The 23385-nt window shown below is 68.6% G+C and carries 24 protein-coding genes; 12 read left to right on the top strand and 12 right to left on the bottom strand.

The features are described from left to right. The first annotated feature begins 12 nt into the window (after window positions 1-12). On the top strand, window positions 13-2004 hold the full coding sequence (locus tag DIS04_RS20715) for an ATP-binding protein (protein WP_111412644.1): 1992 nt from the start codon (window positions 13-15) through the stop codon (window positions 2002-2004). After that, the gene (locus tag DIS04_RS05225) at window positions 1994-2707 is read left to right on the top strand and encodes a response regulator (protein ID WP_111412642.1); all 714 of its coding nucleotides are present in this window, start codon (window positions 1994-1996) and stop codon (window positions 2705-2707) included. The genes DIS04_RS20715 and DIS04_RS05225 overlap by 11 nt, the downstream gene beginning before the upstream one ends. 64 nt (window positions 2708-2771) lie before the next feature. Here the strand turns inward: DIS04_RS05225 and DIS04_RS05220 are convergent, their stop codons facing one another. The 5 genes from DIS04_RS05220 to DIS04_RS05210 all read right to left on the bottom strand — a co-directional run bounded on the left by DIS04_RS05220 (window position 2772) and on the right by DIS04_RS05210 (window position 6559). Further along, a complete protein-coding gene (locus tag DIS04_RS05220) occupies window positions 2772-3212 on the bottom strand; it encodes a DUF411 domain-containing protein (RefSeq protein WP_111412640.1) in 441 nt (146 codons plus the stop codon). Then, window positions 3209-3361 (bottom strand): hypothetical protein, encoded by a 153-nt coding sequence (locus tag DIS04_RS20560; RefSeq protein WP_179951216.1) that lies wholly within the window; start codon window positions 3359-3361, stop codon window positions 3209-3211. The genes DIS04_RS05220 and DIS04_RS20560 overlap by 4 nt, the downstream gene beginning before the upstream one ends. Window positions 3362-3392: 31 nt before the next feature. Continuing rightward, window positions 3393-3659, bottom strand: coding sequence for a flagellar basal body-associated FliL family protein (locus tag DIS04_RS20415; RefSeq protein WP_162623016.1), 267 nt, complete (start codon window positions 3657-3659; stop codon window positions 3393-3395). Beyond that, complete coding sequence (locus DIS04_RS05215) at window positions 3659-5938, bottom strand: heavy metal translocating P-type ATPase (RefSeq protein ID WP_111412639.1); 2280 nt, start codon at window positions 5936-5938, stop codon at window positions 3659-3661. The genes DIS04_RS20415 and DIS04_RS05215 overlap by 1 nt, the downstream gene beginning before the upstream one ends. Window positions 5939-6004: 66 nt before the next feature. After that, a complete protein-coding gene (locus tag DIS04_RS05210) occupies window positions 6005-6559 on the bottom strand; it encodes a periplasmic heavy metal sensor (RefSeq protein WP_111412638.1) in 555 nt (184 codons plus the stop codon). Between the two features lie 840 nt (window positions 6560-7399). Between DIS04_RS05210 and DIS04_RS05200 the strand changes: the two genes are divergently transcribed. Beyond that, on the top strand, window positions 7400-8476 hold the full coding sequence (locus DIS04_RS05200; RefSeq protein WP_111412792.1) for a L,D-transpeptidase family protein: 1077 nt from the start codon (window positions 7400-7402) through the stop codon (window positions 8474-8476). Between the two features lie 94 nt (window positions 8477-8570). Here DIS04_RS05200 and DIS04_RS05195 read toward each other — a convergent pair whose 3' ends face one another. Then, window positions 8571-8900 carry a four-helix bundle copper-binding protein gene (locus DIS04_RS05195; protein ID WP_111412636.1) on the bottom strand — a complete coding sequence of 110 codons (330 nt, stop codon included), beginning with the start codon at window positions 8898-8900 and terminating at the stop codon, window positions 8571-8573. 284 nt (window positions 8901-9184) lie between these two features. Between DIS04_RS05195 and DIS04_RS05190 the strand changes: the two genes are divergently transcribed. The 5 genes from DIS04_RS05190 (at window position 9185) to DIS04_RS05170 (ending at window position 14424) form a co-directional block, all read left to right on the top strand. Continuing rightward, window positions 9185-9661, top strand: a complete 477-nt coding sequence (locus DIS04_RS05190; protein ID WP_245904485.1) for a cupredoxin domain-containing protein — start codon at window positions 9185-9187, stop codon at window positions 9659-9661. Between the two features lie 5 nt (window positions 9662-9666). Then, on the top strand, window positions 9667-10332 hold the full coding sequence (locus DIS04_RS05185; RefSeq protein WP_111412632.1) for a response regulator transcription factor: 666 nt from the start codon (window positions 9667-9669) through the stop codon (window positions 10330-10332). Next, window positions 10313-11644 carry an ATP-binding protein gene (locus DIS04_RS05180; RefSeq protein WP_111412630.1) on the top strand — a complete coding sequence of 444 codons (1332 nt, stop codon included), beginning with the start codon at window positions 10313-10315 and terminating at the stop codon, window positions 11642-11644. Before DIS04_RS05185 ends, DIS04_RS05180 begins: the two co-directional genes overlap by 20 nt. 67 nt (window positions 11645-11711) lie before the next feature. Then, entirely contained in the window at window positions 11712-13643 is a 1932-nt protein-coding gene (locus DIS04_RS05175) for a copper resistance system multicopper oxidase (protein ID WP_111412629.1), read from the top strand. A gap of 10 nt (window positions 13644-13653) precedes the next feature. Next, a complete protein-coding gene (locus DIS04_RS05170) occupies window positions 13654-14424 on the top strand; it encodes a copper resistance protein B (protein ID WP_111412627.1) in 771 nt (256 codons plus the stop codon). A 120-nt stretch (window positions 14425-14544) separates the two neighbouring features. Here DIS04_RS05170 and DIS04_RS05165 read toward each other — a convergent pair whose 3' ends face one another. The 6 genes from DIS04_RS05165 to DIS04_RS05140 all read right to left on the bottom strand — a co-directional run bounded on the left by DIS04_RS05165 (window position 14545) and on the right by DIS04_RS05140 (window position 19334). Next, the gene (locus tag DIS04_RS05165; protein WP_111412626.1) at window positions 14545-15276 is read right to left on the bottom strand and encodes a c-type cytochrome; all 732 of its coding nucleotides are present in this window, start codon (window positions 15274-15276) and stop codon (window positions 14545-14547) included. Between the two features lie 58 nt (window positions 15277-15334). After that, entirely contained in the window at window positions 15335-15670 is a 336-nt protein-coding gene (locus DIS04_RS05160) for a hypothetical protein (RefSeq protein WP_111412625.1), read from the bottom strand. 95 nt (window positions 15671-15765) lie between these two features. Continuing rightward, complete coding sequence (locus tag DIS04_RS05155) at window positions 15766-16407, bottom strand: response regulator transcription factor (protein WP_111412623.1); 642 nt, start codon at window positions 16405-16407, stop codon at window positions 15766-15768. Next, on the bottom strand, window positions 16404-17984 hold the full coding sequence (locus DIS04_RS05150) for a PAS domain S-box protein (RefSeq protein ID WP_111412621.1): 1581 nt from the start codon (window positions 17982-17984) through the stop codon (window positions 16404-16406). The genes DIS04_RS05155 and DIS04_RS05150 overlap by 4 nt, the downstream gene beginning before the upstream one ends. Then, window positions 17984-18643: a 2OG-Fe(II) oxygenase gene (locus DIS04_RS05145; RefSeq protein ID WP_111412620.1), complete on the bottom strand. Its 660-nt coding sequence runs from the start codon at window positions 18641-18643 to the stop codon at window positions 17984-17986. Before DIS04_RS05145 ends, DIS04_RS05150 begins: the two co-directional genes overlap by 1 nt. Before the next feature lie 46 nt (window positions 18644-18689). Then, entirely contained in the window at window positions 18690-19334 is a 645-nt protein-coding gene (locus tag DIS04_RS05140; RefSeq protein ID WP_111412619.1) for a CoA pyrophosphatase, read from the bottom strand. 70 nt (window positions 19335-19404) lie between these two features. Here DIS04_RS05140 and DIS04_RS05135 point away from each other — a divergent pair, with 70 nt between their 5' ends. The 4 genes from DIS04_RS05135 (at window position 19405) to DIS04_RS05120 (ending at window position 23374) form a co-directional block, all read left to right on the top strand. Beyond that, window positions 19405-19962 (top strand): NUDIX hydrolase, encoded by a 558-nt coding sequence (locus DIS04_RS05135; RefSeq protein WP_111412617.1) that lies wholly within the window; start codon window positions 19405-19407, stop codon window positions 19960-19962. A gap of 24 nt (window positions 19963-19986) precedes the next feature. After that, complete coding sequence (locus tag DIS04_RS05130; protein WP_111412616.1) at window positions 19987-20940, top strand: sugar-binding transcriptional regulator; 954 nt, start codon at window positions 19987-19989, stop codon at window positions 20938-20940. 173 nt (window positions 20941-21113) lie between these two features. Next, the gene (locus DIS04_RS05125) at window positions 21114-22418 is read left to right on the top strand and encodes an ABC transporter substrate-binding protein (RefSeq protein ID WP_111412614.1); all 1305 of its coding nucleotides are present in this window, start codon (window positions 21114-21116) and stop codon (window positions 22416-22418) included. Between the two features lie 65 nt (window positions 22419-22483). After that, window positions 22484-23374, top strand: coding sequence for a carbohydrate ABC transporter permease (locus DIS04_RS05120; RefSeq protein ID WP_111412613.1), 891 nt, complete (start codon window positions 22484-22486; stop codon window positions 23372-23374). The last annotated feature ends 11 nt before the right edge of the window (window positions 23375-23385 follow it).

The raw sequence follows: 23385 nt of genomic DNA, 5'->3' as shown, positions 1-23385 counted from the left end.
CAGGAGGCGTCCATGAACTCATCGCCGCCACAGGACGAGCTACGCACCGGCCCGGTGGGCCCGAGGCGCCCGCAGCTGCTGGTTGCCCTGGGGGGGCGTCGCGAGGAGGATGCCGCCCTGGTGCGGGCGGCACATCGCCATGCGCAGCGCGAGGGCGTCCACTGGCTGGCCGTGCACGTGGACAACGGCCGGGCCGGACCCCGGCAGCGGCTGGCCCTGGATCAGGGGCTGGCGCTGGTGAACCGGCTGGGCGGTGAGGCGCGCATCCTGCAGGGAGCGGGGCGGGCACGAGAGCTGCACGACTATGCCATGGAGCAGGGCGTTGCCACCTTGATGGTCGGGCGGACGCGCCCTTCGGGCTGGCGCTTCTGGCGACAACCGCTGGCGGCGCAGTTGCTGCGATATGGCGGCGCCTATGACGTGGTGGTCGTTGCCGAGGCGCGTCCGCGGCGTCGGTTCCGACCCGTTCGCGGGCCGCATCCGCTGGGCTGGCGCGAGGGCATGGTCGTGGCAGGCAGCTTTCTCGCCGCCGTGGCCGTGGCCTGGGCGCTGGACTTCTGGCTGGAGCTGGCCAACCTGTCGTTGATCTTCCTTGCCGCGGTGCTGGTCAGCGCCACCCTGGCGGGCACCCGGGCCGCCATGATCAACGCCGCACTTGGCTTCGTGGCCTTCAATTTTCTTTTCACTCGACCGCGCTTCTCCCTGGCAATGGTCGAGCGCGAACAGCTGTTGACGGTCATCTTCTTCCTGCTGGTGGCGGTAGTGGTGGGGCAGCTCGCGGGAAGTGGCCGCAGGCGCCTGATGGCGCTGCGCAGCAGTCGCGAGCAGAGCCATCGGCTGCTCTCCTTCTCGCGTGCGCTCTCGGTCGCCACCGATCGGGAGCAGGTGCGCGATGTCGGCGTCTCCACCCTGGAGCGCTGGCTGGGGGTGCCGGTGGCGTTTCTTGATCAGGACGATACCGCAAGCGGCCTGGTGGTACGCAGTGCGGTACCGGCGAATGCCCGGCTTGGCGCCCAGGAGGAGGCCGCCGCGGCATGGAGCTGGCAGCAGCGCAAGCCCAGCGGCGCCGGCACGGCCACCCAGAGCTCGCTGCGCTGGCGCTTCATTCCGCTGGTCGAACAGGAGCGCATGCTGGGCATCGTGGGGCTCGAGCTCGCCGTGCGCGAGCGCCCGCTCGGTCCCGACCAGGAGACCCTGGTCACCACCCTGACGCGCCAGCTCGGCATGGCCCTGGAGCGCACCCGGCTGGTGGCCGAGCTGGGCGCCTCGCGGCTCTCGGAGGAGAACGAACGGCTGCGCTCGGCACTGCTGTCGTCGGTGTCGCACGACCTGCGTACGCCGCTCGCGTCGATTATCGGCTCGGCCAGCTCGCTGCGGGAGCTTGAACCCCAGCTCAGCCGCGCCGACAGGCGCGAACTGCTCGACGGCATCCTCGCCGAGAGCGAGCGTCTCAACCGCTACATTCAGAACCTGCTCGACATGACCCGGCTGGGCCATGGCAGCCTCAAGCTCGAGCGCGACTGGGTCGCGTTCGACGATCTCGTCACCGCCGCCCTGAAGCGGCTTGGCGCCTCACTGGAGCGGGTGCGAATCGAACGCGATGGGGCCGACGGGCTGCCGCTGCTGTACGTGCATCCGGCCCTGATCGAGCAGGCACTGGTCAACGTCATCGACAACGCCGTGCGCTTCTCGCCGGCGAACGGCCGGGTGGGGATCCATGCCCGCCTCGACGAGAGTGGCGAGTGGCTGGAGGTACGGGTCACCGACCAGGGGCCCGGCATTCCCCCGACGCAGCGCGAGGCGGTGTTCGACATGTTCTTCACCGGCGGCGAGGGCGATCGCGGTCGTCACGGCAGTGGCCTGGGCCTGGCCATCTGCCGCGGCATGCTGGGCGCCCATGGCGGCAGCGTCGAGGCCTTGCCCGGCCAAGATGGGCAGGGCACGGCCATCGTCATGCGGTTGCCGCTGACGGAGCAGCAGGAGTCCACCCGCAATGGCGATTGAACGGCCGCATATCCTGATCATCGATGACGAGCCCCAGATCCGACGCTTCCTGCGCATCAGCCTGGTGTCCCAGGACTTCATCGTGAGCGAGGCGGCAACCGGCAGGGAAGGGCTCAGCCTCGTCGCTTCCCGCGGTCCGGACCTGGTGCTGCTGGATCTCGGCCTGCCCGACATGGACGGTCAGCACCTGCTCGACGAACTGCGCCGGTCGAGCCAGGTGCCGGTGATCGTGGTATCGGTACGCGAGCAGGAGGCGGAAAAGGTGCGCGCCCTCGACTCGGGCGCCAACGACTACGTCACCAAGCCGTTCGGCATCCAGGAGCTGCTGGCGCGGATCCGCGCGCTGCTGCGACAGCAGGGCACGACGGGGGCCGTCCCGGCGACGCTGCACATCGAGCGGGCGGGGCTCGAGATCGATCTCGCCGCACGCCGCGTCAGGCTGGGTGGGCAGGATCTGCATCTCACGCCCAAGGAGTTCGCCGTGCTCGACCAGCTGTCGCGCCATCCCGGCCGGGTGGTGACCCAGACCCAACTGTTGCGGCACGTCTGGGGTCCCACCCACACCCAGGACACTCATTACCTGCGAATCGTCGTCAGCAAGCTGCGTCACAAGCTGGGGGACGACCCCTACTCGCCGCAGTTGCTGCAGACCGAGGCCGGCGTAGGCTATCGCCTGCTGGTCGATCCCGGCGACAAACGTTGAGTCACCTGGCCAGGCCGGAGGGCATCGGTTGCCGGGCGTTGGGGGCCGACGCCCGGCAGGAGCCTCACAGCGTCATGTACGGCGACGGCTGCTGATCGGTGAACTGATAGACGTTCCACTCCTCGCGCTTCGGCCCCGGCATGCCGGGCGTGCCGATGGGCATGCCAGCGAGGCCGATGCCACCGATCTTCGGGCGCTCCTCGAACAGTCGCTCCACCGCCTCGAAGGGCACGTGGCCCTCGATGGCATAGCCGCCCATCAGCAGCGTGTGGCAGGAGCCGAGCCCGTAGGGCAGCCCGGCGTCCTGCTTGATCTCGCCCATGTCCATGTCGTCGACGATATGCACCGTCACGCCGCGCTCCTCGAGCTGGCGGGCGTACTCGTCGCAGCAGCCGCACTGCGGGTTCTTGTACAGGGTGGCCTCCTCGGGCAGGGCGGCGTGTGCGGCGGTGGCGCCCAGCAGCAGGCTGGCGGAGAGCAGCAGGGAAGTGGCACGACGGTTCATGATTCGGCTCCGGTAGTCGGCTTGCGGGTGGTAAAGAGATACTTGAGCAGGGCGGCGATGCCGAGGCCCAGCAGGGCAAGAATCGCCAGGGGCATCAGCCAACCCAGCCAGCTCATGTGGCCCATCAGGGCAAGGCAGTCGGTAGTCATGTCGTCAACTCCTGTGTGGGTTGGTTCGTCGTCACTCGTCGCGATGATGATGGCCGTGGCGATGCATCAGGAAGTGCATGCCCAGGCACAGCAGCATGGGCAGCAGCAGCCAGGCGCCGCCGGCACCCTGGCCGCGCCACATCAGCAGTACGACGGCGAGCCCCATCAGCCCCAGGCAGAGGGGCATCATCCAGGCGTGGAGCCCCCGGGTCCGTGACGCCGGAGGACGACCTGCCGAGCCGGGTTCCGCGGCGGGAGACGGGGGCTGCGGGTGGGTGTCGGGACGATGGCGGTTCATCATGGCTTTCCTCCGGCGTGGTAACGGGCATGGCGGCGCTTGAGCAGCAGCGAGTTGCCGATCACCGACAGCGAGCTGGCCGTCATGGCAATCACCCCGATCATGGGGTGAAGCAGCCCGGCGGCGGCCATGGGAATCGCCGCCGCGTTGTAGCCGCTGGCCCAGAGCAGGTTCTGCACGATCTTGCGAAAGGTGGCGCGGGAGAGGTGCATGGCATCCACCACCCCGCTGAGCTCGCCACGTACCAGGGTCACGTCGGCGGCCTCGATGGCGACGTCGGCGCCGGCGCCGATGGCGATGCCGACGTTGGCCTGCTTGAGCGCGGGGGCATCGTTGATGCCATCGCCCACCATGGCGACATGGGGGCCATGCTTCTCCTGCAGCCGGCGGATGGCGTCGACCTTGCCCTCCGGCAGCACGCCGGCCTCGACCTCGTCGATACCGACCTCGTCGGCCACGGCACGGGCGGCACGTGCGTTGTCGCCGGTGATCATCACCACGTGCAGGCCGAGCGCGTGCATGCCGCGGATGGCCTCGACCGACGCCTGCTTGAGGGTGTCGGCCACCGCCACGATGCCCATGGCCCGGCCGTCGGCGGCCACGATCACGGCCGTACGGCCCTTGCCTTCGAGTGCCTGCATGGCCGCGTCCAGCGCTTCCAGACCTGTGATGTCCGCCTCCTCGAGCAGCCGGCGATTGCCGATCAGCACGTGGCGCCCTTCGACCCTGCCGGACACGCCGCGGGCGCCGGTGGAGCGGAACTCGCTGACCTCGCCGGGCCTGACGCCGCGTTCGCCGGCGCCGTCGACGATGGCCCGCGCGATGGGGTGCTCCGAGGCGTTCTCGACGCTGGCGGCCAGCGTGAGCAGCTCGTTCTCATTGATGCCCTCGGCGGCGACCACCTCGGTCAGCTTCGGCTCGCCGCGGGTGATGGTGCCGGTCTTGTCGAGCACCATCACCTTGATGTCCTTGAAGGTCTGGATCGCCTCGCCGGAGCGGATCAGGATGCCGCGCTCGGCGCCGATGCCGGAGCCGACCATCAGCGCCGTGGGGGTGGCGAGCCCGAGCGCGCAGGGGCAGGCGATGACCAGCACGGCGATGGCGGCGATCAAGGCCAGCACCGGGGTGCTGGCCTCGGGGTTGACCCACGGCAGGACAGTGGCGCCCCACTCGAGGACTGGCCGCAGGGCGCCGGGAAACAGCAGCCAGGCCGCCAGGCTGGCCAGCGAGATCAGCAGCACCACCGGCACGAAGCGTCCGGTCATGCGGTCGGCGAACTCCTGGATCGGCACCCGCGAGCCCTGGGCCTGGTCGATCAGGCGCACCACCTGGGCGAGGAAGGTGTCGCCGCCCACCCGGGTGGCGCGCACGCGCAGCCGCCCCTCCTTGTTGATGGTGGCGCCGATCACGCTGTCGCCGACGCTCTTGTAGACCGGTACCGACTCGCCGGTGGCGATCGACTCGTCGAGATGGCTCTCGCCCTCGATGACCTCGCCGTCGGTGGGCATCTTGTCGCCGGGGCGCACGACCATGATATCGCCCGGGGCGAGTTCCTTGACCGGCACCTCGATCTCCTTGCCGCCGCGCTCCACCCGGGCCGTCTTGGCGCCGAGCGTGAGCAGGCGTCGGATGGCCTGTGAGGCGCGTCCCTTGGCCAGCGCCTCGAGATAGCGCCCCAGCAGATGGAAGGTCGTGATGGTGGCGGCCATCTCGATGAACGAGGTCATCGGGTAGACGAAGCCCACCAGGCCGATCAGGTAGGGCGGCAGGCTGCCCATGGAGATCAGCACGTCCATGTTGAAGGTACCGTTCTTCAGCGAGCGCCAGCTCGAGCGGTGGGTGGCGGCTCCGCCGTAGAGGAACACCACCGGGAAGGCGAGCAGGGCGACGATGAACAGGTAGCCGGGGATCGGCTGCCAGAACATGTGCGGCATCATCAGGAGCATGATCAGCGTGGTGGGCACCCCGGCGATCCACAGCCGCTTGCGGGCCTGGGACAGGTAGCCCTCCTCGATGGCGGCCTCGGCTTCGCCGTCATGCTCGGCCTGGCCGCTCACCGCCGCGACGTCGTAGCCGGCCCCTTCGACGGCCCGTTTCAAGGCGTCGCCATCGGGGCCGTTCGCCGCGACATCGACGCTGACCCGATGGCTGGCGATATTGGTCTCGATCTCCTCCACGCCGTTCAGGCGCTGGAGGGTGGTGCGTACGATACCGGCGCAGTGGTCACTGCCCATGCCGGGCACGGTCAGGGTGATCTTCGTCGTCGCCGTGGTGCTCATCGCGGACCCTCTGTCGCGGAAGTAGGGGCGGCGTGAGCCGCCGATGCGAGGGAAGGACGCCCCCGGTCAATGATGGGCCTCATGATCGTCTGGATCGGCGGCCTCGGGGGTGGCCTGCTGCAACCGCTCGCGCTGCTCGGCGGTCATGAGGTCCTGCGTGCTGTTATGCAGGCGTACGCTTTCCGTCAGCATCTCGCCCTGCAGCTCCGCCATCCGGGCGTGGAGCGTCTGGATGGTTTCCAGTTCAGGGCGTTCGGCCTGCAAGGCGACGGCCATGTCGTCACGCAGGTTCATCAGCTGTCCCAGACGCTGCAGCTGGGCGGGGCGATGCTCGTGAATCAGCTCGCGCAGTTCGCTGCGCTGTTCGGGCTCGAGCTTCTGCATCACACTCTTGCCGCCATCCATCATCGGGCAGGGCATCATGCCGCCGCTCATCATGCCGCCGCCCATCATGCCGCCGCCCATCATGTCGCCGCCCATCATGTCGCCGCCCATCATGCCGGGGCTCCTCGTACCGTCGCCGATCGGGTCGGCGTTCATCTGCTGTGCCGTGGCGGCACTTGCCGTGGCACTCAGTACGACGGCCAGGCCGAGACAGAAGGGAAGTCGGGAAATCGTCATGTCATTCTCCTCGCGGGCATGCGCCCATGGGTAGCGCCTGTAGCAGGCGCCGGGATCTCAGGAGCCGGCGTCGTGACGCAGGCCCTTACCGTTGCCGAAGGAGTGACACTCAGGATCGAAAGCGCTCGGTTACCAGATAGAGCGGAAGCGGGGAGGGATCGGGGCGCGTTCTGGGGGAGCCCAGGGGTGAGCTTCGATGGGCCAGGGAGCCCTGCCCAGAGTCGAGCGACTCGAGAGGAGGGGCATCCAGGCTGTCGTGGCGCTCACTGCGCAGCGTGACGTCGCTTGGCTGGACGACCCGTGTTCCGTGATGGCACTCCTGACCATGATCGGCGGAGAGAGCCATGCCGCTGGACGCCTCGCCACTGGCCACGATCGCGTCCGCCTTGGCGGGAGACGCAAGGAGCAGGATGGCCAGACCCAGTGCAGCGAACAGCCAATACCGAACCCATGCACGGGCGGGTGCAGGCTGGGGTCTGGCAATGGCGGATCGTAGGTCCATGACACCACTCTGTGCGAGCCACTGGGTCACTTCAGCCTAGCCGAACCGGTCCGGGCGAGAGTTGACGCATATCAAACGATCGACACTCATGCAGCCTCGCCCGAAGGCAGGTGCTGCCTTCGAGCGGACGGGTTCACGAGACACGGCATCGGACGCCATCCAAACTTGACGTGCATCGGCAAAGACGATGGTGCAATGCGCTGAACATTCTGCGGGCCGCTTTTCGCGGTGCGACGGTAGGGAATGGGGTCGCCGACTGTCCTAACCCTCCGGGGGCGAATAGACTAGGGCGCCGATACCTTCATTCCGTGAGGAAGGACAAGCGAGTGATTACCGACATGACGCATCATGCCAACGCCGGCCAGCGCTCCGGGGCGCCGGGGCGATTGTCCGGCCTGCTTCCGCTCCTGCTGGTCATGCTGTGCGCGTTGTCGCCGACGGCGTGGGCTGACGAGGACGAGTCAGCCGAGCGCGAGTGGCCGAAGGGCCACTATCCGCTGCCCGAGCGAGGCGACGTCATCGGCGAGGATTATGTCGTCGAGGTGGAGGGCGACGAGACCCTGCTCGACGTCGCCCGCAAGCACAACGTGGGCTACGAGGAGATCCGCCGGGCGAACCCGGATGTCAGCGTCTGGCTGCCGGGCGAGGGCACCGAGGTGGTGATACCCGGACGCTTCATCCTGCCGCCGGTGGAGCGGGAGGGTATCGTGATCAACGTCGCCGAACTGCGGCTTTACTACTACCCGCCGACCGAGGGCGACGAGCCGCCGCGAGTGGAGACCTACCCGATCGGCATCGGGCGGGAGGGCTTCGATACGCCGCTGGGCAAGACCGAAGTGACCATGCGGCTGGAGGATCCGGCCTGGTACCCGCCGAGCTCGGTGCGCGAGGAGGCCGCCGAACGCGGCGAGGAGGCGCCGGCCGTGGTGCCGGCGGGGCCGGACAACCCGCTGGGCAGCCATGCCATCCTGCTCGACATCCCCGGCTATCTCATCCATGGCACCAACCAGCCGGATGGCGTCGGCATGCGCGCCAGCCGTGGCTGTGTGCGCATGTTCCCGGAGGATATCGAGTCGATCTTCGGCCGCGTGCCCGTCGGCACCCAGGTGCAGCTGATCAATCAGCCGATCAAGGCCGGCTGGGACGGCGACATGCCTTACGTGCAGGTCTACGAGCCGCTGGGCGAGCAGGATGCCGGCATGGCCGCGCTGATGGAGACCCTGGCGATGCTCGAGGGAGAAGACGAACCCGACACGCCGCTCAACTACGAGCGGCTGCGCGAGCTGCTCGAGAATCCCAGCGGCGAGGTCGTCGCGCTGGCTCCCCCCCAGGCGTCCGAGGCGGAGCCCGAAGAGCAAAATGAGGAGGACGGCGAGGAGGAAGAGAGCCGACTGTGGGAGGAACTCGCGGTCTAGCCGCGGCGGCTCGGGTGAGATCGGGCGGCGTTGTCCAAGGTGAGGCGCCACTCCAGCCGGATCCTGGCAGGCCAGGCTGAAGTGGCGTTCTCGATCAGCCGGCCATGGCGGCGCACTCCTCGGCACAACGACGGCAGGCGTCGGCGCACTCCTGGCAGTGGCCGGCCTGGTGCTTGGCGCACTCGTCACCGCACTGGCGGCAGATATCGGCACATAGCCGACAGAGCTCGCGGGCGTACTCGCTGCCCTGGGCCATGAAGGAAGCCGCCAGGCGGCAGATCTGCGCGCACTGCATGTCGAGGCGGATGCACTCCGCCATCATCTTGACATCGTCCTCCTTGAGGCACTCCGTGGCGCACTTGTCGCAGTAGGCAGCACAGACGTGGCACGCTTCGATACACGACTTGAACTTTCCAAAATCCATCTCGGTTCCTCCTGTCGAGCAGGCGTGATGTTGCCGAAAGCATCGGGACTCCGCCCGACGCTTGTGAAACCTAGATAGCCGGGAGTGGCAGCGTCAAGAAGCCTTTGTCATGGCCTGTAACAAAGGCAAAGAATAGTGAATGGCGAGCGCGCAAGAATCGGAGCTTCTCCTTTATTGCCATGACATTACGCTCCCGCACGGCATAGATGAAAAAAATCGATTCAGCCTGGGTTCAGCCAGGGCGGCTAAAAGTGTGCCTCCCCTTGATGAACGGAGAAATTTCCATGCGCACGTCGACCTGGGTTGTCCTCGGGGCCTGTTGGCCAGCCCTGGCCCTGGCTGCCACCGAGCAGGAGAGCGGTGCGGCCTCACCCGACCGTACCATCACGTTCGAGGCCAGCGAGATGATGTACGATCCCGAGGCGTTGGCCATCCAGGCGGGCGAGACGGTACGCTTCGAGATCCACAACAGCGGAGCGCTGGAGCACGAGTTCGTGATCGGCGATGCCGCGGCCCAGGAGGAGCACCGCCGCATGATGCAGGAGATGGAGGGCCACGACCACGAGCATGGCGACCACGGCGGCCACGACATGGCCGAGGGCGAGCATGGCGGCAGCATGCCGGCCGTGACCGTGGCGCCGGGCGAGACCGCCACGCTGGAGTGGACGGCCCCCCGGGGCGTAAGCCGGCTGGAATACGCCTGCAACATTCCCGGTCACTATGAGGCCGGCATGTCGGGGGAGATCACTCTCCAGGAGTGAGCACGGTGAAGGTACTGCTTGTCGAAGACGACGACCTGCTGGCCGAGAGCCTCTCCGAGACCCTGGAGGACAATGGCTATCGCGTCGATACCGCCGCGACCCTGGGCGCCGCGGAGACCCTCGTCTCGACCGAGACGTATGGCCTGGCGATCGTCGACATCGGCCTGCCGGACGGCTCGGGGCTCGATCTCGTCGCCCGCTGGCGCGCCCGCGGGCGGCAACTGCCCATCATTGCCCTGACCGCGCGCGACACCTGGGAGGACAAGGTCGTGGGGCTGCGCCGCGGCGCCGACGACTACCTCACCAAGCCCTTCCACGAGGCGGAGCTGCTGGCGCGCCTGCAGGCCCTGCTGAGGCGGCAGGCGCGCAGCCTGAGCCAGGTGCTTCGTGTCAACGGTATCCAGCTTGACGAGAGCACGCAGCAGGTCAGCGTCGACGGCAGGCGATGGCAGACGCTGACCGCCACCGAGTTCCGCCTGCTGCGTTACCTGATGCACCACCCCGACCGCGTCCTGTCCAAGGCGCAACTGCTCGACCAGCTCTACTCCCTCGAGCAGGACGCCCCCGCGCCGAACCTGGTGGAGGTCTATATCGGGCGCCTGCGCCGCCGGCTCGGCCGGGAGGCGATCCAGACCCGGCGCGGCCAGGGCTATGTCCTTGCGTCGCGTTGATCGTCGCAGCCTGCGCTTCCGCCTGCTGGCCTGGTTGGGGGGCGCAGCGCTGATCGTGGTGGGCGTCACCTGGCTGCTGCACGGCGTGCTGTTGAGCGACCTGGCACGCAGCTTCCTCGGTGAACGGCTGCGCCAGGAGGCGGAGCATACGCTGCGCCAGTTCCGCCAGGGGCAGCTCTCGACGCAGCTGTGGCGCGAGACGGAGAGCCCCGCGCTGCAAGTCTTTCATCACCTCTATGTGCTGCAACTGGACGGCGAGATCACCACTTCCCACCCGCGCTGGCTCGACACGCTGTCGCCCTACCTGGAGGGCGAGGACCAGGCGCTGGAACTCGTGACAACCGGCGAGCGTCACCTGCTGGTCTACCGCGCACGCTTCGAGTACGACGGCCGCGCTGGCGTGCTGCTGATCGGCGAGGACTTCGGCCAGGTGGAGGATGGCCTGGAGGCGCTGCACTGGTGGGTCGGCGCCATCGCCGGGTTGCTGCTGCTGCTGCTGATCGGGCTCAACCTGATGGCGGTCAACCGCGCGCTGCGCCCGCTCTCGCGGCTGCGCGGACAGCTCGACGAGCTGCGTTGCGGGGCGCGCGAACGGCTGCATCTCGAAGCGCCGTCGGAACTCGACGGCCTGGTGGCGCAGCTCAATCGGCTGATGGACGAACACGCGCGGCGTCTCCAGCGCTCGCGCGAGTCCCTGGCCAACCTGTCGCATGCGCTCAAGACGCCGCTGACCGCGGTGGTCCAGGTGCTGCGCGGCTCGCGCCCCATCGACGCCGAACGCAGGCGGAAGATGCTGCAGCGGCTCGAGGACATGCATGCCCAGCTCGAGACCGAGCTGAAGCGCTCGCGGATTGCCGGCCCCACGGCGGGGCAGCGCGCCGAGCTGCGGCGGGAAGCCGAGCAGCTCGTCGAGCTATTCTCGAGCCTCTACCCAGAACGGCAGTTCCGGCTCGCCATCGATGCCTCGCTGCCGGCCAGGACCGGCATCGAGCGACAGGACTTCGTCGAGATCCTGGGCATCCTGCTGGACAATGCCGGCAAGTGGGCCGCCCGTGAGGTCCACTGCCGCCTGTGGCGAGACGCCGCACTGAGGATTCGCGTCGAGGACGACGGCCCCGGGGTCGCGCCGGGCGACCTCGGCCGCCTGGGGCGGCGTGGCGCCCGGCTCGACGAGGGCAAGCCCGGGCATGGGCTCGGCCTGTCCATCCTGCGTCAGCTCGTCGAGCGCTACGCCGGCCAAGTGCGTTTCGCACCCTCTCCAGAGGGAGGGCTACGAGTCGAGGTCTTGCTTCCGCTGAACGAAGCGGGCTGACTGTTCAGCCTGCTTTCAGCAATCCACCGCATCATGGCGCCTGGAGTTCCCCTGACAGGAGCCACGCATGACCACCAACAACGCCGCCGGCCTGACCCTCTCCCGCCGACAGCTGCTCAAGCGCGGAGCCGCCTTCGGCCTGGGCGCCTCGGCCCTGGGACTGGCCCCGGCCTGGGCCGATCCCTGGGGGCAGAGCAACGCCTACCCGCAGGGGGCGGTGGAGGGCAACGACATCGCCCTGGCCATTCGCCGCGAGACGCTGGAGATCAACGGGCGCAGCGCGCGCCCCATCACCATCAACGGCACGAGCCCCGGGCCCATGATCCGGCTGCGGGAGGGGCAGGACGCCACCCTTCGCGTCACCAACCTGCTGGACGAGCCGACGTCCATCCATTGGCACGGCCTGATCCTGCCGGCGCAGGTCGACGGCGCCCCGGGGATCAGCTTTGCCGGGATCGACCCGGGGGAGACCTTCGTCTACCGCTTTCCGGTGGTGCAGCACGGTACCTACTGGTATCACAGCCACTCCGGCCTGCAGGAGCAACTGGGGCACGCGGGGCCGATCGTCATCGACGCCGCCGAGCGCGAGCCATTTCGCTACGACCGCGAACACGTGGTGATGCTGACCGACTGGACCTACGAGGAGCCGGCCTCGGTCTTTCGCAACCTGAAGAGCGCGGAGGGCTACTACAACCTTCAGGAGCGCACCGTCGCCGACTTTCTCGCCGAGGTGCGCGAGAACGGCTTCCGCGAGACCGCCCGGACGCGCGCGATGTGGGCGCGGATGCGCATGAGCTCCCGCGACATCGCCGACGTCACCGCCAGCACCTACACCTACCTGGTCAACGGCCAGGCGCCCGAGCAGAACTGGACGGCGCTGTTCAAGCCGGGCGAGCGGCTGCGCCTGCGCTTCATCAACGGCTCGGCGATGACCTACTTCGACGTGCGCATCCCGGGGCTCAAGATGACCGTGGTCGCCGCCGACGGCCAGCCCGTTCAGCCCGTACCGGTCGACGAGTTCCGTATCGCCGTTGCCGAAACCTATGATGTCATCGTGATGCCCGAGGCGGATACCGCGTATACGGTGTTCGCCGAAACCATGGACCGCAGTGGCTTCGCCCGTGCCACCCTGGCGCCGCGACTGGGGATGCAGGCCGAGCTTCCCGAGCGCCGCCGGATCGCCGACCGGGGCATGGAGGCGATGGGCGCGCATGACATGGACCACGCCGGCATGGAGGACATGGACCACTCGCGGATGGAGGGCATGGACCACGCCGGCATGGAGGGCATGGACCACTCACGGATGGAGGGCATGGACCACTCACGGATGGAGGGCATGGACCACGCCGGCATGGAGGGCATGGACCACTCGCAGATGGAGGGCATGGACCACTCGCGGATGGAGGGCATGGACCACTCGCGGATGGAAGGCATGGACCACTCACGGATGGAGGGCATGGACCACGCCGAGGGGCAGCGCGCCGCGTCGCCTGCCAACGCGCAGGGCGACCTGCTGCCGGCCGGGACCGCCCAGCCCGGCTCGCAGTACGATCAGGCGGGCATCGGCATCGATCCCGACGAGCGGCGCATCCTGGTGTATCGCGACCTCAAGGCGTTTCGCCCCTGGCCGGACCGCCGCGGGCCCGAACGCGAGATGGAGATCCACCTGACCGGCAACATGGAGCGCTACATGTGGTCATTCGATGGCCGGACGTTCAGCCAGGTCGATGGCCCCCTGCATTTCCGCAAGGACGAGCGCCTGCGCCTGATCCTGGTCAACGACACCATGATGGAGCATCCCATCCACCTGCACGGCATGTGGATGGAGCTGGAGAACGGCGCGGGGGAGCTCATTCCACGCAAGCACACCATCAACGTGAAGCCGGGCGAGCGGGTCTCCGCACTGATCACCGCCGATGCCGAGGGTAGCTGGGCGTTCCACTGCCATCTCCTCTACCACATGGACGCCGGCATGTTCCGGGTCGTCAAGGTCTCGTGAAGGAGTACGCATGAAAACCGGAAAAGTACTGCCCGTTGCCTGCGCCGCCCTGGCCCTGCTGGCGACGACCGGGGCGCATGCCGAGGATGGCTACGATGCCCCGGAGGAGTGGCCCTCGCCGATGGCGGCCCATCCCGTCTGGGCCGCGGGATTCGACCGGCTGGAGTATGCCTGGCCCGAGGGCGAGGAGGAGAGCCTCGTGTGGGATTTCGAGGCCTGGTACGGCGGCGACATCAGCCGGGTCTACCTCAAGAGCGAAGGCGAAAACGCCATGGGCGACGGTGACAGCGCCGAGTTCGAGGGCCTCGACCTGCGCTACAGCCATCTGGTGGCCGACTTCTGGGAGCTCCAGGGCGGCATCGGCTACCAGGGCGGCGTCGGTTCCAGCGACCACCCCGAGCGCTTCTACGGCGTCGTCGGCCTGCAGGGCACGGCGCCCTATCGCATCGAGACCAGCCTCGACCTCAAGGTCAGCGAGGACGGCGACGCCTGGGCGCACCTCGAGGCCGAGCATGACGTGCGCCTGACCCAGCGCTGGTACCTGCAGCCGCGGGTGGAGCTGGTGGCTTCCGGCACGGATGTCGAGGCGTTTCACATGGGCAGCGGCTTGAACTCGCTGAACGCCGGCCTGCGGCTGCGTTACGAGGACACCCGCAAGTTCGCCCCTTACGTCGGCGCCTACTGGGAGAAGCGCTACGGCAATACGGCCGACATGGCGCGCAGTCACGCCGAGCCCAGCGAGACGACTGGCCTGGTGGCTGGCCTCCAGCTGTCTTTCTAGCCTGGCCCAGGCAGGGCTGGCCGGGGACGACATCGCGAAGCAAGGCCAGCACGCACTGCTCGCTCCCCGGGCCATTCCGCCAGGGAAAGGAACCGGGCGCCCTGGCGGCGCCCGGTTGCGTCAATGGTCATGCGCCCGTGAGTCGCGCTCCTGCTGGTCGTGTGCCAGGCCGTGACGGATGTAGTGCACCACCGACCAGATCTCTTTCTCGTTCAACTTCTCCGCGAAGCGGGGCATGGCACTGGCAGCGTTGCCTTCATGAATGACCCAGGCATACTCGCCGGCGTCATGACCGGGTCCATGCAGCGCCAGGTTGGCGGGGCTGGGGTCGAAGGTCGCCACGGCGGGCGCCTGGCCGTCGCCGCGCCCCGTCGGACCATGACAGGTCGAGCAGAAGCGCTGGAATACCTGCTCCCCGGCGGCCAGGGTGGCAGGATCGAGCGGTAGCGGGTTGTCCCGCGAGGCCCACGCCGGGGGCACCACGCGGGCACCGGAGGCGCCGCCGTCGTGGCTGGCGTGCCCCTCCTCGGCGGAGTGAGACTGCCCCGGCGAAGGCGCGTCAGCGGCGCGGTTTCCCGCGTCATGCTCGTCCTGCGTCGGCACCTGCTCGTGCTCGGTGCGTGCCGGCTGGCCGGTGTCGTGGCCGATGTCATGTTCATGGTCGGCCGGGTGCGCTGCTTCATGGCCAGCAGGGGCCTTGGCTGGCCCGGCATGGGCGAGGCTCGGGAACGCCACGGCAATGGCGAGCGCCACGCCGGCCGCGACAAGGGCAGCGTGGAAAGGCGAGCGGGTCGGGTGGGCATTGCCAGGCCGGCAGTGGCCCGGGAGCGGGCGTGTCACGGTAAGGGCCATGTTAGCTCCTGATCGGCATGTGAAGAATAGGGTGCGGGCACCACGTCGTTCGTAGCGATCAGGCGCTTCTGGGGGGGCGCTCCTTCAGTGCAGGGGGCGGGGCCGCTCGATCCGGTGCCGGGGAAAGCGGCCGATCGGCCCTGGCGGGCAGCGGGAGCCTGGCGATGAAAGGCATGGCGCCAGCCGTGCAGTGGCTGCTGTCGAGGCAGGGCTCGTCGCTCTCCTGTGCCTGGGCCTGGCTGCACCCCGGCGGCACCTCGGCGGCGGGATGTGCCGCATGAGACGCGGCCGACACGGTATCGAAGGCAGCCGCCTGTTCGGCGAGCACCGTCGAGCCTGCCGACAGCGACAGGATCAGGCACAGGCTGAGCAGGGCAAGCAGTGTTCGGAACATGCGTGACGGCACTCGAGTCTCGATAGCGACATGATCGACGCAGACTCGGGGTCGGGCAACCCGAGGCCGCGGGCAAACCGCCAGCAATGGCGCTTTTACTGATCCCGGTCAGGTAACGGCTCGACCAGCCCCAGCGCCACGCAGAGGCGCACCAGCTCGGCCAGGTTGCCGGCCCCCAGTACCTTCATCGCCCGCAGGCGGTAGACCTCCACCGTCTTGGCGCTGACGCCGAGCCGCTCGGCGATCTCGCGGCTGGTCATGCCCTCGGCGACGTGCACCAGGATTTCGCGCTCCTTGGGGCGCAGGGCGTCGTAGCGCTCGCGCAGGGTCTCGATACGCTCACGCACCGCGCGCAGGCGCTGGTGCTCGGCCAGCGCCTGCTGCACGGCGTCGATCAGCTGCTGCTGGTTGAAGGGCTTCTCGATGAAATCGAAGGCGCCGGCCTTGAGTGCGGCGACCGCCATGGGCACGTCGCCGTGGCCGGTCATGAAGATCACCGGCGCGCTGTCGCCGCGCTCGTTGAGGCGCTGTTGCACCTGCAGCCCCGAGAGCCCCGGCATGCGCACGTCGAGCAGCACGGCGTCGCAGGCGTCGGCGCCCGCCGCCAGGAAGGCCTCGCCGTCGGCGAAGGCGCGGGTGGCGAGGCCCACGGAGTCGAGCAGCCAGGCCAGCGAGTCGCGCAGGGCCTCGTCGTCGTCGACCACGGCGATGCAGGGGGCGGCGGTGGGCTGGATCACGGCTGGCTCCAAGGCGGCTGGCGGCGGTAGGTGGGGCTGGGCTCGGCCAGCAGTGTACCGGCAAAGGTGGCGCCGCCGGAACCGTCGGCCAGGGCCAGGTTGCCGCCCATCGCCTCCATCAGCGAGCGGCTGATGGCGAGCCCCATGCCGAGCCCTTGCGGGCGGCTGGAGTGGAAGGGAACGAAGATCGCCTGGGCCTCGTCGTCGCCAATGCCGGGACCCTGGTCGCTGACGCTGAACGTGACCTCGCGCGGTCCGCTCTGGCGGGCGCGTATCGTGACGCGAGCGGCCCCGGGGTGCGCGCGGCTGGCCTCCAGCGCATTGAGCAGCAGGTTGACCAGTACCTGCTCCAGGGCGATGGGGTCGGCCTGAACGCGTGGAAGCGCTGCCTCCAGCTCGTGCTCGAGGGCGATGCCGCCCTGCTGGTACTGCCACTCGCACAGGCGACAGGCGGCGTCGACCACGTCGAGCAGGACGACGGGGCGCGGCCGGGTCTGGCCCTTGCGCACGAAGGTGCGGATATGGCGCAGCCGCTCGCCGAGTCGCTGCACCTGTTCGTCGATGCGCTCGAGGGGCAGGGCCAGGTCGCCGGCGGGGCGGTCCGGGTCGGCGCGCAGCTGCAGCATCGCGCCGCTGGCGTAGTTGGCGATGGCCCCAAGCGGCTGGTTGAGCTCGTGGGCGATGTTGGAAGCGAGCTCGCCGGTAGTCGCCAGGCGGTTGGCGTGAGCGATCTGCTCCTGATGATGGCGGGCCTGGTCCTCGGCGGCCTTGCGCAGGCCGATGTCGCGGTTGAGCAGGGAGAGATGATCGGGCTCGGCGCCGGGGCCGTGATGGGCCAGCACCACGCTGAGCACCGGCACCGGCCCCCTGGGGCCCGGCATCTCGAGCTCGCCGCTCCAGGAGCCGTAGCGCGCCACGGCGGGCAGCACGACCTCGCGCAGGATGGAAAGCGAGGCCGGCGTATAGGCCCGCTCGAGGCGGGCGTCGAGCCGCTCGCGCGGCAGTCCCAGCAGCCTTCTTGCCGCCTCGTTGGAGTAGAACAGCCGTTCGTCGCCGTCGCAGAACAGCACGTAGTCGGTGGTCGACTCCACCACCCGCGCCAGGCGCTCGCGGTTGGCCTCGGCGCGAATGCGCCGGCCCACGTCGCGCGAGACGCAGAGCACGTCGAGCAGCTCGCCGCTGACCGGGTCGCGGCGGGTGCGGCTGGTGGTCTCGAACCACACGTAGTGCCCGTCCTTGGCGCGAAAGCGATAGGTCTGCTGGTAGAAGCCGTCGTGGTAGTAGACCCGCGGCGACTTGTTGAGCAGGTCGGCGAGGTCGGAGGGGTGAAAGAGGTCGTAGGCCGAGACGCCGATCAGCTCCTCCGGTTCGTAGCCGAGCAGGTCGCGGGCGGCCTGCGAGGCGTAGAGGAAGGTGCCGTCGCGGGCGTGGCGCGAGATCAGGTCGGTGGTGCTCTCCGCCAGCCATCGGTAGTGGCGCTTCTGCTCGTCGAGCTCGGCCACGCGGGCCTCGAGCTCGCCATTGCGCCGCTCGAGCTCGGCCAGCCGCGCGCGCAGCGCCTCGGTCTCGCGGGCCATCAGTGCGCCGGGTCCACCCGGCCGCCCAGCGAGGCGTTGCGCCGGAACCAGCCGGCGATGCTGGCCCGCGGCAGGCGGGTCGGCAGCACCTCGTGGGGCACGCGCTCGGAGAGAAAGCAGGCGAAGTTGCCGGCCTCGGGTCGCACCCGTGCCAGCTCGCGCTCGGGCGCGTCGGCGGCGAAGATCGCCATCTCGCCGCCGCCGTCCGCCGGCCAGTCGGGGTTGAGGTAGCCCACCGTGGAAACCACCCGGTTGGCGCGGCCGCGGAAGCTGTCCAGGTGTTTCTTGTAGAAGGCCCCGGGCGGGTAGTGGGCGAAGTGCGCCTCGTACTCGAACAGCCCCAGGAACAGCGCCTGGTTCAGCTCGCGCTGCAGCTCGCCCATGGCTTCCAGGTAACGCCGCTGGGCCAGGCTCTCGCGGTCGAGCCAGTGGATGGCGTCGCCGCGGATGTCGCGGCGCAGCTGGTGCTCGTCGCCGCGTCCGACGCCGGCGGCGGCCAGCGCCTCGTGCTCGGCCATCTGCGTCAGCTCACGATGCAACTCGTGGCACAGCTCGGCGTCGAGGAAGGCCGTGCCGATATACCAGCCCTGCTCGACCAGGGCATCGACCAGCTGGGGCAGGGCATCGGCGGCATAGGCCGGTCGAGTATGCAGCGACATGGGCGAGGGGCAACCTCCGCGGTGGCAATGGAATCGATGAGCGATATCAGGAGAGGCGCGTCTCGGTATCGGGACGGCGCAACAGCCGCTCGGGAAAATAGCATAGCCGGCCGCGGGACGGCTCATCGAACAGGCTGATGCGGCGCCCGAATCCCTCGGCCAGCAGTTCCACCAGCATCATCGCCGAGAGGCCCCAGATCACCTGGCCCTGGGTGTGATAGCTGGGCACGTAGTGGGGGCGGCCGTCGACCGGGATCACGTCGGTGTGGTGGCGCCGGTCCTCGAGGAACAGCGAAAGCGGCACCTCGAAGATGGCGTCGAGCTCGCTCGGGTCTGGCGCCAGCGGCAGGTCGGGCGGGATCAGCCCCACGTAGGGCGTGACCAGAATGCCGTGCAGCGAGATCACGTCCGACAGGCGGCCGAGCAGCTCGACCCGCTCCGGCGGCAGGGCGATCTCCTCTTCCGATTCGCGCAGGGCGGTGGCCAGCAGGTCGCGGTCGGCGTCCTCGCGCTTGCCACCGGGGAACGCCACCTGGCCACTGTGGGTATTGAGATGGCCCGCCCGGCGGGTGAACAGCAGCGTCGGCTCGGGCCGGTCGACGATCGGCATCAGCACCGCGGCCTGGGGCATGGCAAGTCGCAGGCGGCGGGGAGCGTGCGCTTGCAGGCGCTGGCGAAGTTTCTCTAACATGGGGTTTCCATCGGATTTGGTTCCTTCTACCCGGGGGCCTTCGCCGACGTCAAGCCTGCCAGGGAGACCCATGAACTTCTGCAGCCACTGTGGCCAAGCCGTGCGCTTCGCGATCCCGGCAGGGGACGACCGACCCAGGTACCTGTGCGACGCCTGCGGCTCGATCCACTATCAGAATCCACGCATCGTCGCCGGCACCCTGCCGGTGAGCGGCACGCGCATCCTGCTCTGCCGGCGGGCGATCGCCCCGCGCAAGGGCTACTGGACCCTGCCGGCGGGCTTCATGGAGAACGCCGAGACCACCGTCGAGGCCGCCGCCCGCGAGACCCGCGAGGAGGCCTGCGCCGAGGTCGACATCCATGGACTCTATACCCTGATCAACCTGCCGCACATCAACCAGGTCTACATGATCTTCCGCGCCGATCTCGCCGGCGGCTTCTCGCCCGGACCGGAAAGCCTGGAGGTGGCGCTGTTCGAGGAGCACGAGATCCCCTGGGACGAGCTGGCCTTTCCCACCATCGAGCGCACCCTGCGCCATTTCTACGCCGATCGAAACAACGATCACTACCCGCTGCACGTCAGCGACATCACCGCCGAGGATCGCGAACGCTACTTCGGATCGGCCTGAGGGCAATCGAGAAGGAATGCCAACGTGGACAAGTTCGAGCTGAAGCTGGATCAGGCGGCACGCGCGGCCTGGCTCTCCTACGTGGGAGGGCGTACCCAGGACGAGATCGCCAGCCAGCTTGGGGTGTCGCGGCCCGGCGTGCAGCGGCTGCTGGCCCTGGCGCGCCAGGAGGGGCTGGTCAAGGTGCACATCGACCACCCGCTGGCCAACTGCATGGTAATGTCGGACGCCATCCTCCAACGCTTCGGGCTCGAGTTCTGCGACGTGGTGCCGGCCGACCCGGAAGCCCCCGAGAGCAGTGCCCACTACCTGGCGGTGGCGGGGGCGGAGCGGCTGTCCAAGCTGATCGAACGCTCCGAGCCACTGACCCTGTCGCTGGGCACGGGGCGCTCGGTGCGCGCCACGGTGGAGTCGCTCAGCCGTATCGAGCGACCCCAGCACCGCTTCGTCTCGCTGGTCGGCAACGTCGCCCGCGACGGCTCGGCCAACCGCTACGATGGCGTCATGGTGCTGGCCGACAAGACCGGCGGCGAGCGCTTCCTGCTGCCGGCGCCGGTGGTGGCCGGCACGGTGGAGGAGAAGGAGGCGATGCTTGGCCAGCGGCTGTTCCAGGCCATCGTCGAGGTCGCCAAGGATGCCGAGGCCGCCTATATCGGCGTAGGGCGCATCGACCGCCAGGCCACCCTATTCCAGGACCACTTCATCAGCGAGGCCGAACTCGACGAGCTGCTCGCTCGCCAGGCCGTGGGCGAGCTGCTCGGCTGGCCGCTCGACCGCCACGGCGAGGTAATCGACTGCTCGATCACCCGCCGGGTCACCAGCCTGCCGCTCGCCATGTTTCGCGACCAGACCCTCGTGGCCCTGGCCGGCGGCCGCGACAAGGGGCCGGCCATCCTCGCCGCGCTGCGTGGCGGTTGGCTCAAGGGGCTCGTCACCGACGAGAGTGCGGCTCGCTTCATCCTAGAGCGCGATGGCTGACCAGGCGTCGCCCTTCCTTATATAGCCTAAAGTCTAAGAGCGTTCCTTTGCCTTTTGGCGCGACGTGTTCGATCATTTGATCGTTACCTGAGTAGAATGATCAAAACAACGACTCCCGGCAATCACCAACAACAAGCGCCCCACGGGGCAAGCCCAGCACACAGGAGCCCGACATGAAGCTCGCTCATGCCTTTCCCATGGCCGGCCTGGCCATGGCCGTTGCCACCGCGGCCCAGGCCGAGACCATCACCGTGGCCACGGTCAACAACAACGACATGGTCATCATGCAGAGCCTGACCGAGGCCTTCGAGGAGGCTCACCCCGACATCGAGGTCAACTGGGTGGTGCTCGAGGAGAACGTGCTGCGCCAGCGCCTGACCACCGACATCGCCACCGAGGGCGGCCAGTTCGACGTCATGACCATCGGCACCTACGAGGCGCCGATCTGGGCCGAGCGCGGCTGGCTCGTCGCCCTCGATGACCTGCCCGAGACGTACCGGGAAGAGGATCTGCTTCAGCCGGTGCGAGACGGCCTCTCCCACGATGGCACGCTCTACGCGCTGCCGTTCTATGCCGAGAGCTCGATGCTGTACTACCGCACCGACCTGTTCGAGGAGGCCGGCATCGAGATGCCCGAGCAGCCGAGCTGGGAGCAGGTGCGCGACTGGGCGGCCGAGCTTCACGATCCCGACAACCAGCTGGCCGGCATCTGCCTGCGCGGCAAGCCGGGCTGGGGCGAGAACATGGCCTTCGTCTCGACCCTGGTGAACACCTTTGGCGGGCGCTGGTTCGACGAGGAGTGGAACCCCGAGCTCGATTCGCCGGCCTGGCAGGAGGCGATCGGCTTCTATGTCGACCTGCTCGGCAACTATGGCCCGCCGGGCGCCAGCTCCAACGGCTTCAACGAGAACCTGGCGCTGTTCTCGCGCGGTAACTGCGCCATGTGGGTCGACGCCACCTCGGCGGCAGGCAAGCTCTACAACCCGGACGAATCGCAGGTGGCCGACCGTCTCGGCTTCGCCCCGGCGCCGGTGGCCGAGACGCCCAAGGGCGCGCATTGGCTGTGGTCATGGGCCCTGGCCATTCCCGCTTCGTCGGAGAAGCAGGAGGCCGCCCAGACCTTCCTGACTTGGGCCACCTCCCAGGAGTACGTCGAGCTGGTCGGCGAGAGCGAAGGCTGGACCAGCGTACCGCCGGGCACCCGCGAGTCGACCTACGAGAATGAGCGGTACCAGGAGGAGGCGCCCTTCGCCGGCTTCGTGCTCGACGCGATCAACAGTGCCGACCCGACCGATTCGACGCTGGAGCCAAGCCCCTATGTCGGGGTGCAGTTCGTCGGCATTCCCGAATTCCAGTCGATCGGCACCCAGGTGGGGCAGACCGTCGCCTCGGCCCTGACCGGCGACATCAGCGTCGAGCAGGCACTGCAGAACGCCCAGCGCGCTACCGCGCGCACCATGCAGCGCGCCGGTTACTGAACCGGCGCACCCGACCTCGCCGGGGCCCGCCCCGGCGACAAACCCTGACGTTTCATGGTGATGCTATGAGCAAGACACGCGCCTCGGGGCGTACCGTCGGTGGCCTGCGCTCGCTGTCGCTGCAGGCGCCCGCGGTCACGCTGCTGCTGCTGTGGATGCTGGTCCCGCTGGGCATGACCGTGTGGTTCTCGCTGCAGCGCTACAACCTGCTGATGCCCGGCATGGAGAGCTTCGCCGGCCTGGAGAACTACGAGTACCTGTTCACCGACCCGGCGCTGTGGCGCGCCATGGGCAATACCCTGCTGCTGGTGGGGTCGGTGCTGGTGATCACCGTGGGCGGCGGTGTGCTGCTGGCCGTGCTGTTCCAGCAGGAGTTTCCCGGCCGCGGCATCGCCCGGGTGCTGGCCATCTCGCCGTTCTTCGTCATGCCCACGGTCAGTGCGCTGGTGTGGAAGAACATGATGATGCACCCCTCCAATGGGGTGCTGGCATGGCTGGCCGGGGTGTTCGGCCTGCCGGCGGTGGACTGGTTCTCGTCGCTGCCGCTGACCTCGATCATCATCATCGTGGCCTGGCAGTGGCTGCCGTTCGCGCTGCTGATCCTGCTCACTGCCATGCAGTCGCTCGACGAGGACCAGGTCGAGGCGGCGCGCATGGACGGGGCGGGGCCGCTAGCCATCTTCTTCTACATCACGCTGCCGCACCTCAAGCGGGCCATCAGCGTGGTGATCATGATCGAGATGATCTTCCTGCTGACGGTCTTCGCCGAGATCTACGTCACCACCTCCGGCGGGCCGGGGCTCGCCACCACCAACCTGGCCTTCCTGATCTACATCCAGGCGCTGCTCGACTTCGACGTCGGCCTGGCCTCCGCCGGCGGGGTGGTCGCCATCATCCTGGCCAATATTGTCGCCATCTTCCTGGTCCGGCTGGTGGCCAGGAACCTGGAAAGCTGAGGCGAGGAGCC

The sequence above is a fragment of the Billgrantia lactosivorans genome (assembly GCF_003254665.1).
GTDB lineage: Bacteria > Pseudomonadota > Gammaproteobacteria > Pseudomonadales > Halomonadaceae > Halomonas > Halomonas lactosivorans.
Note: the sequence above shows the minus strand (reverse complement) of the source record. Positions and strands in the feature narration are given on the sequence as shown.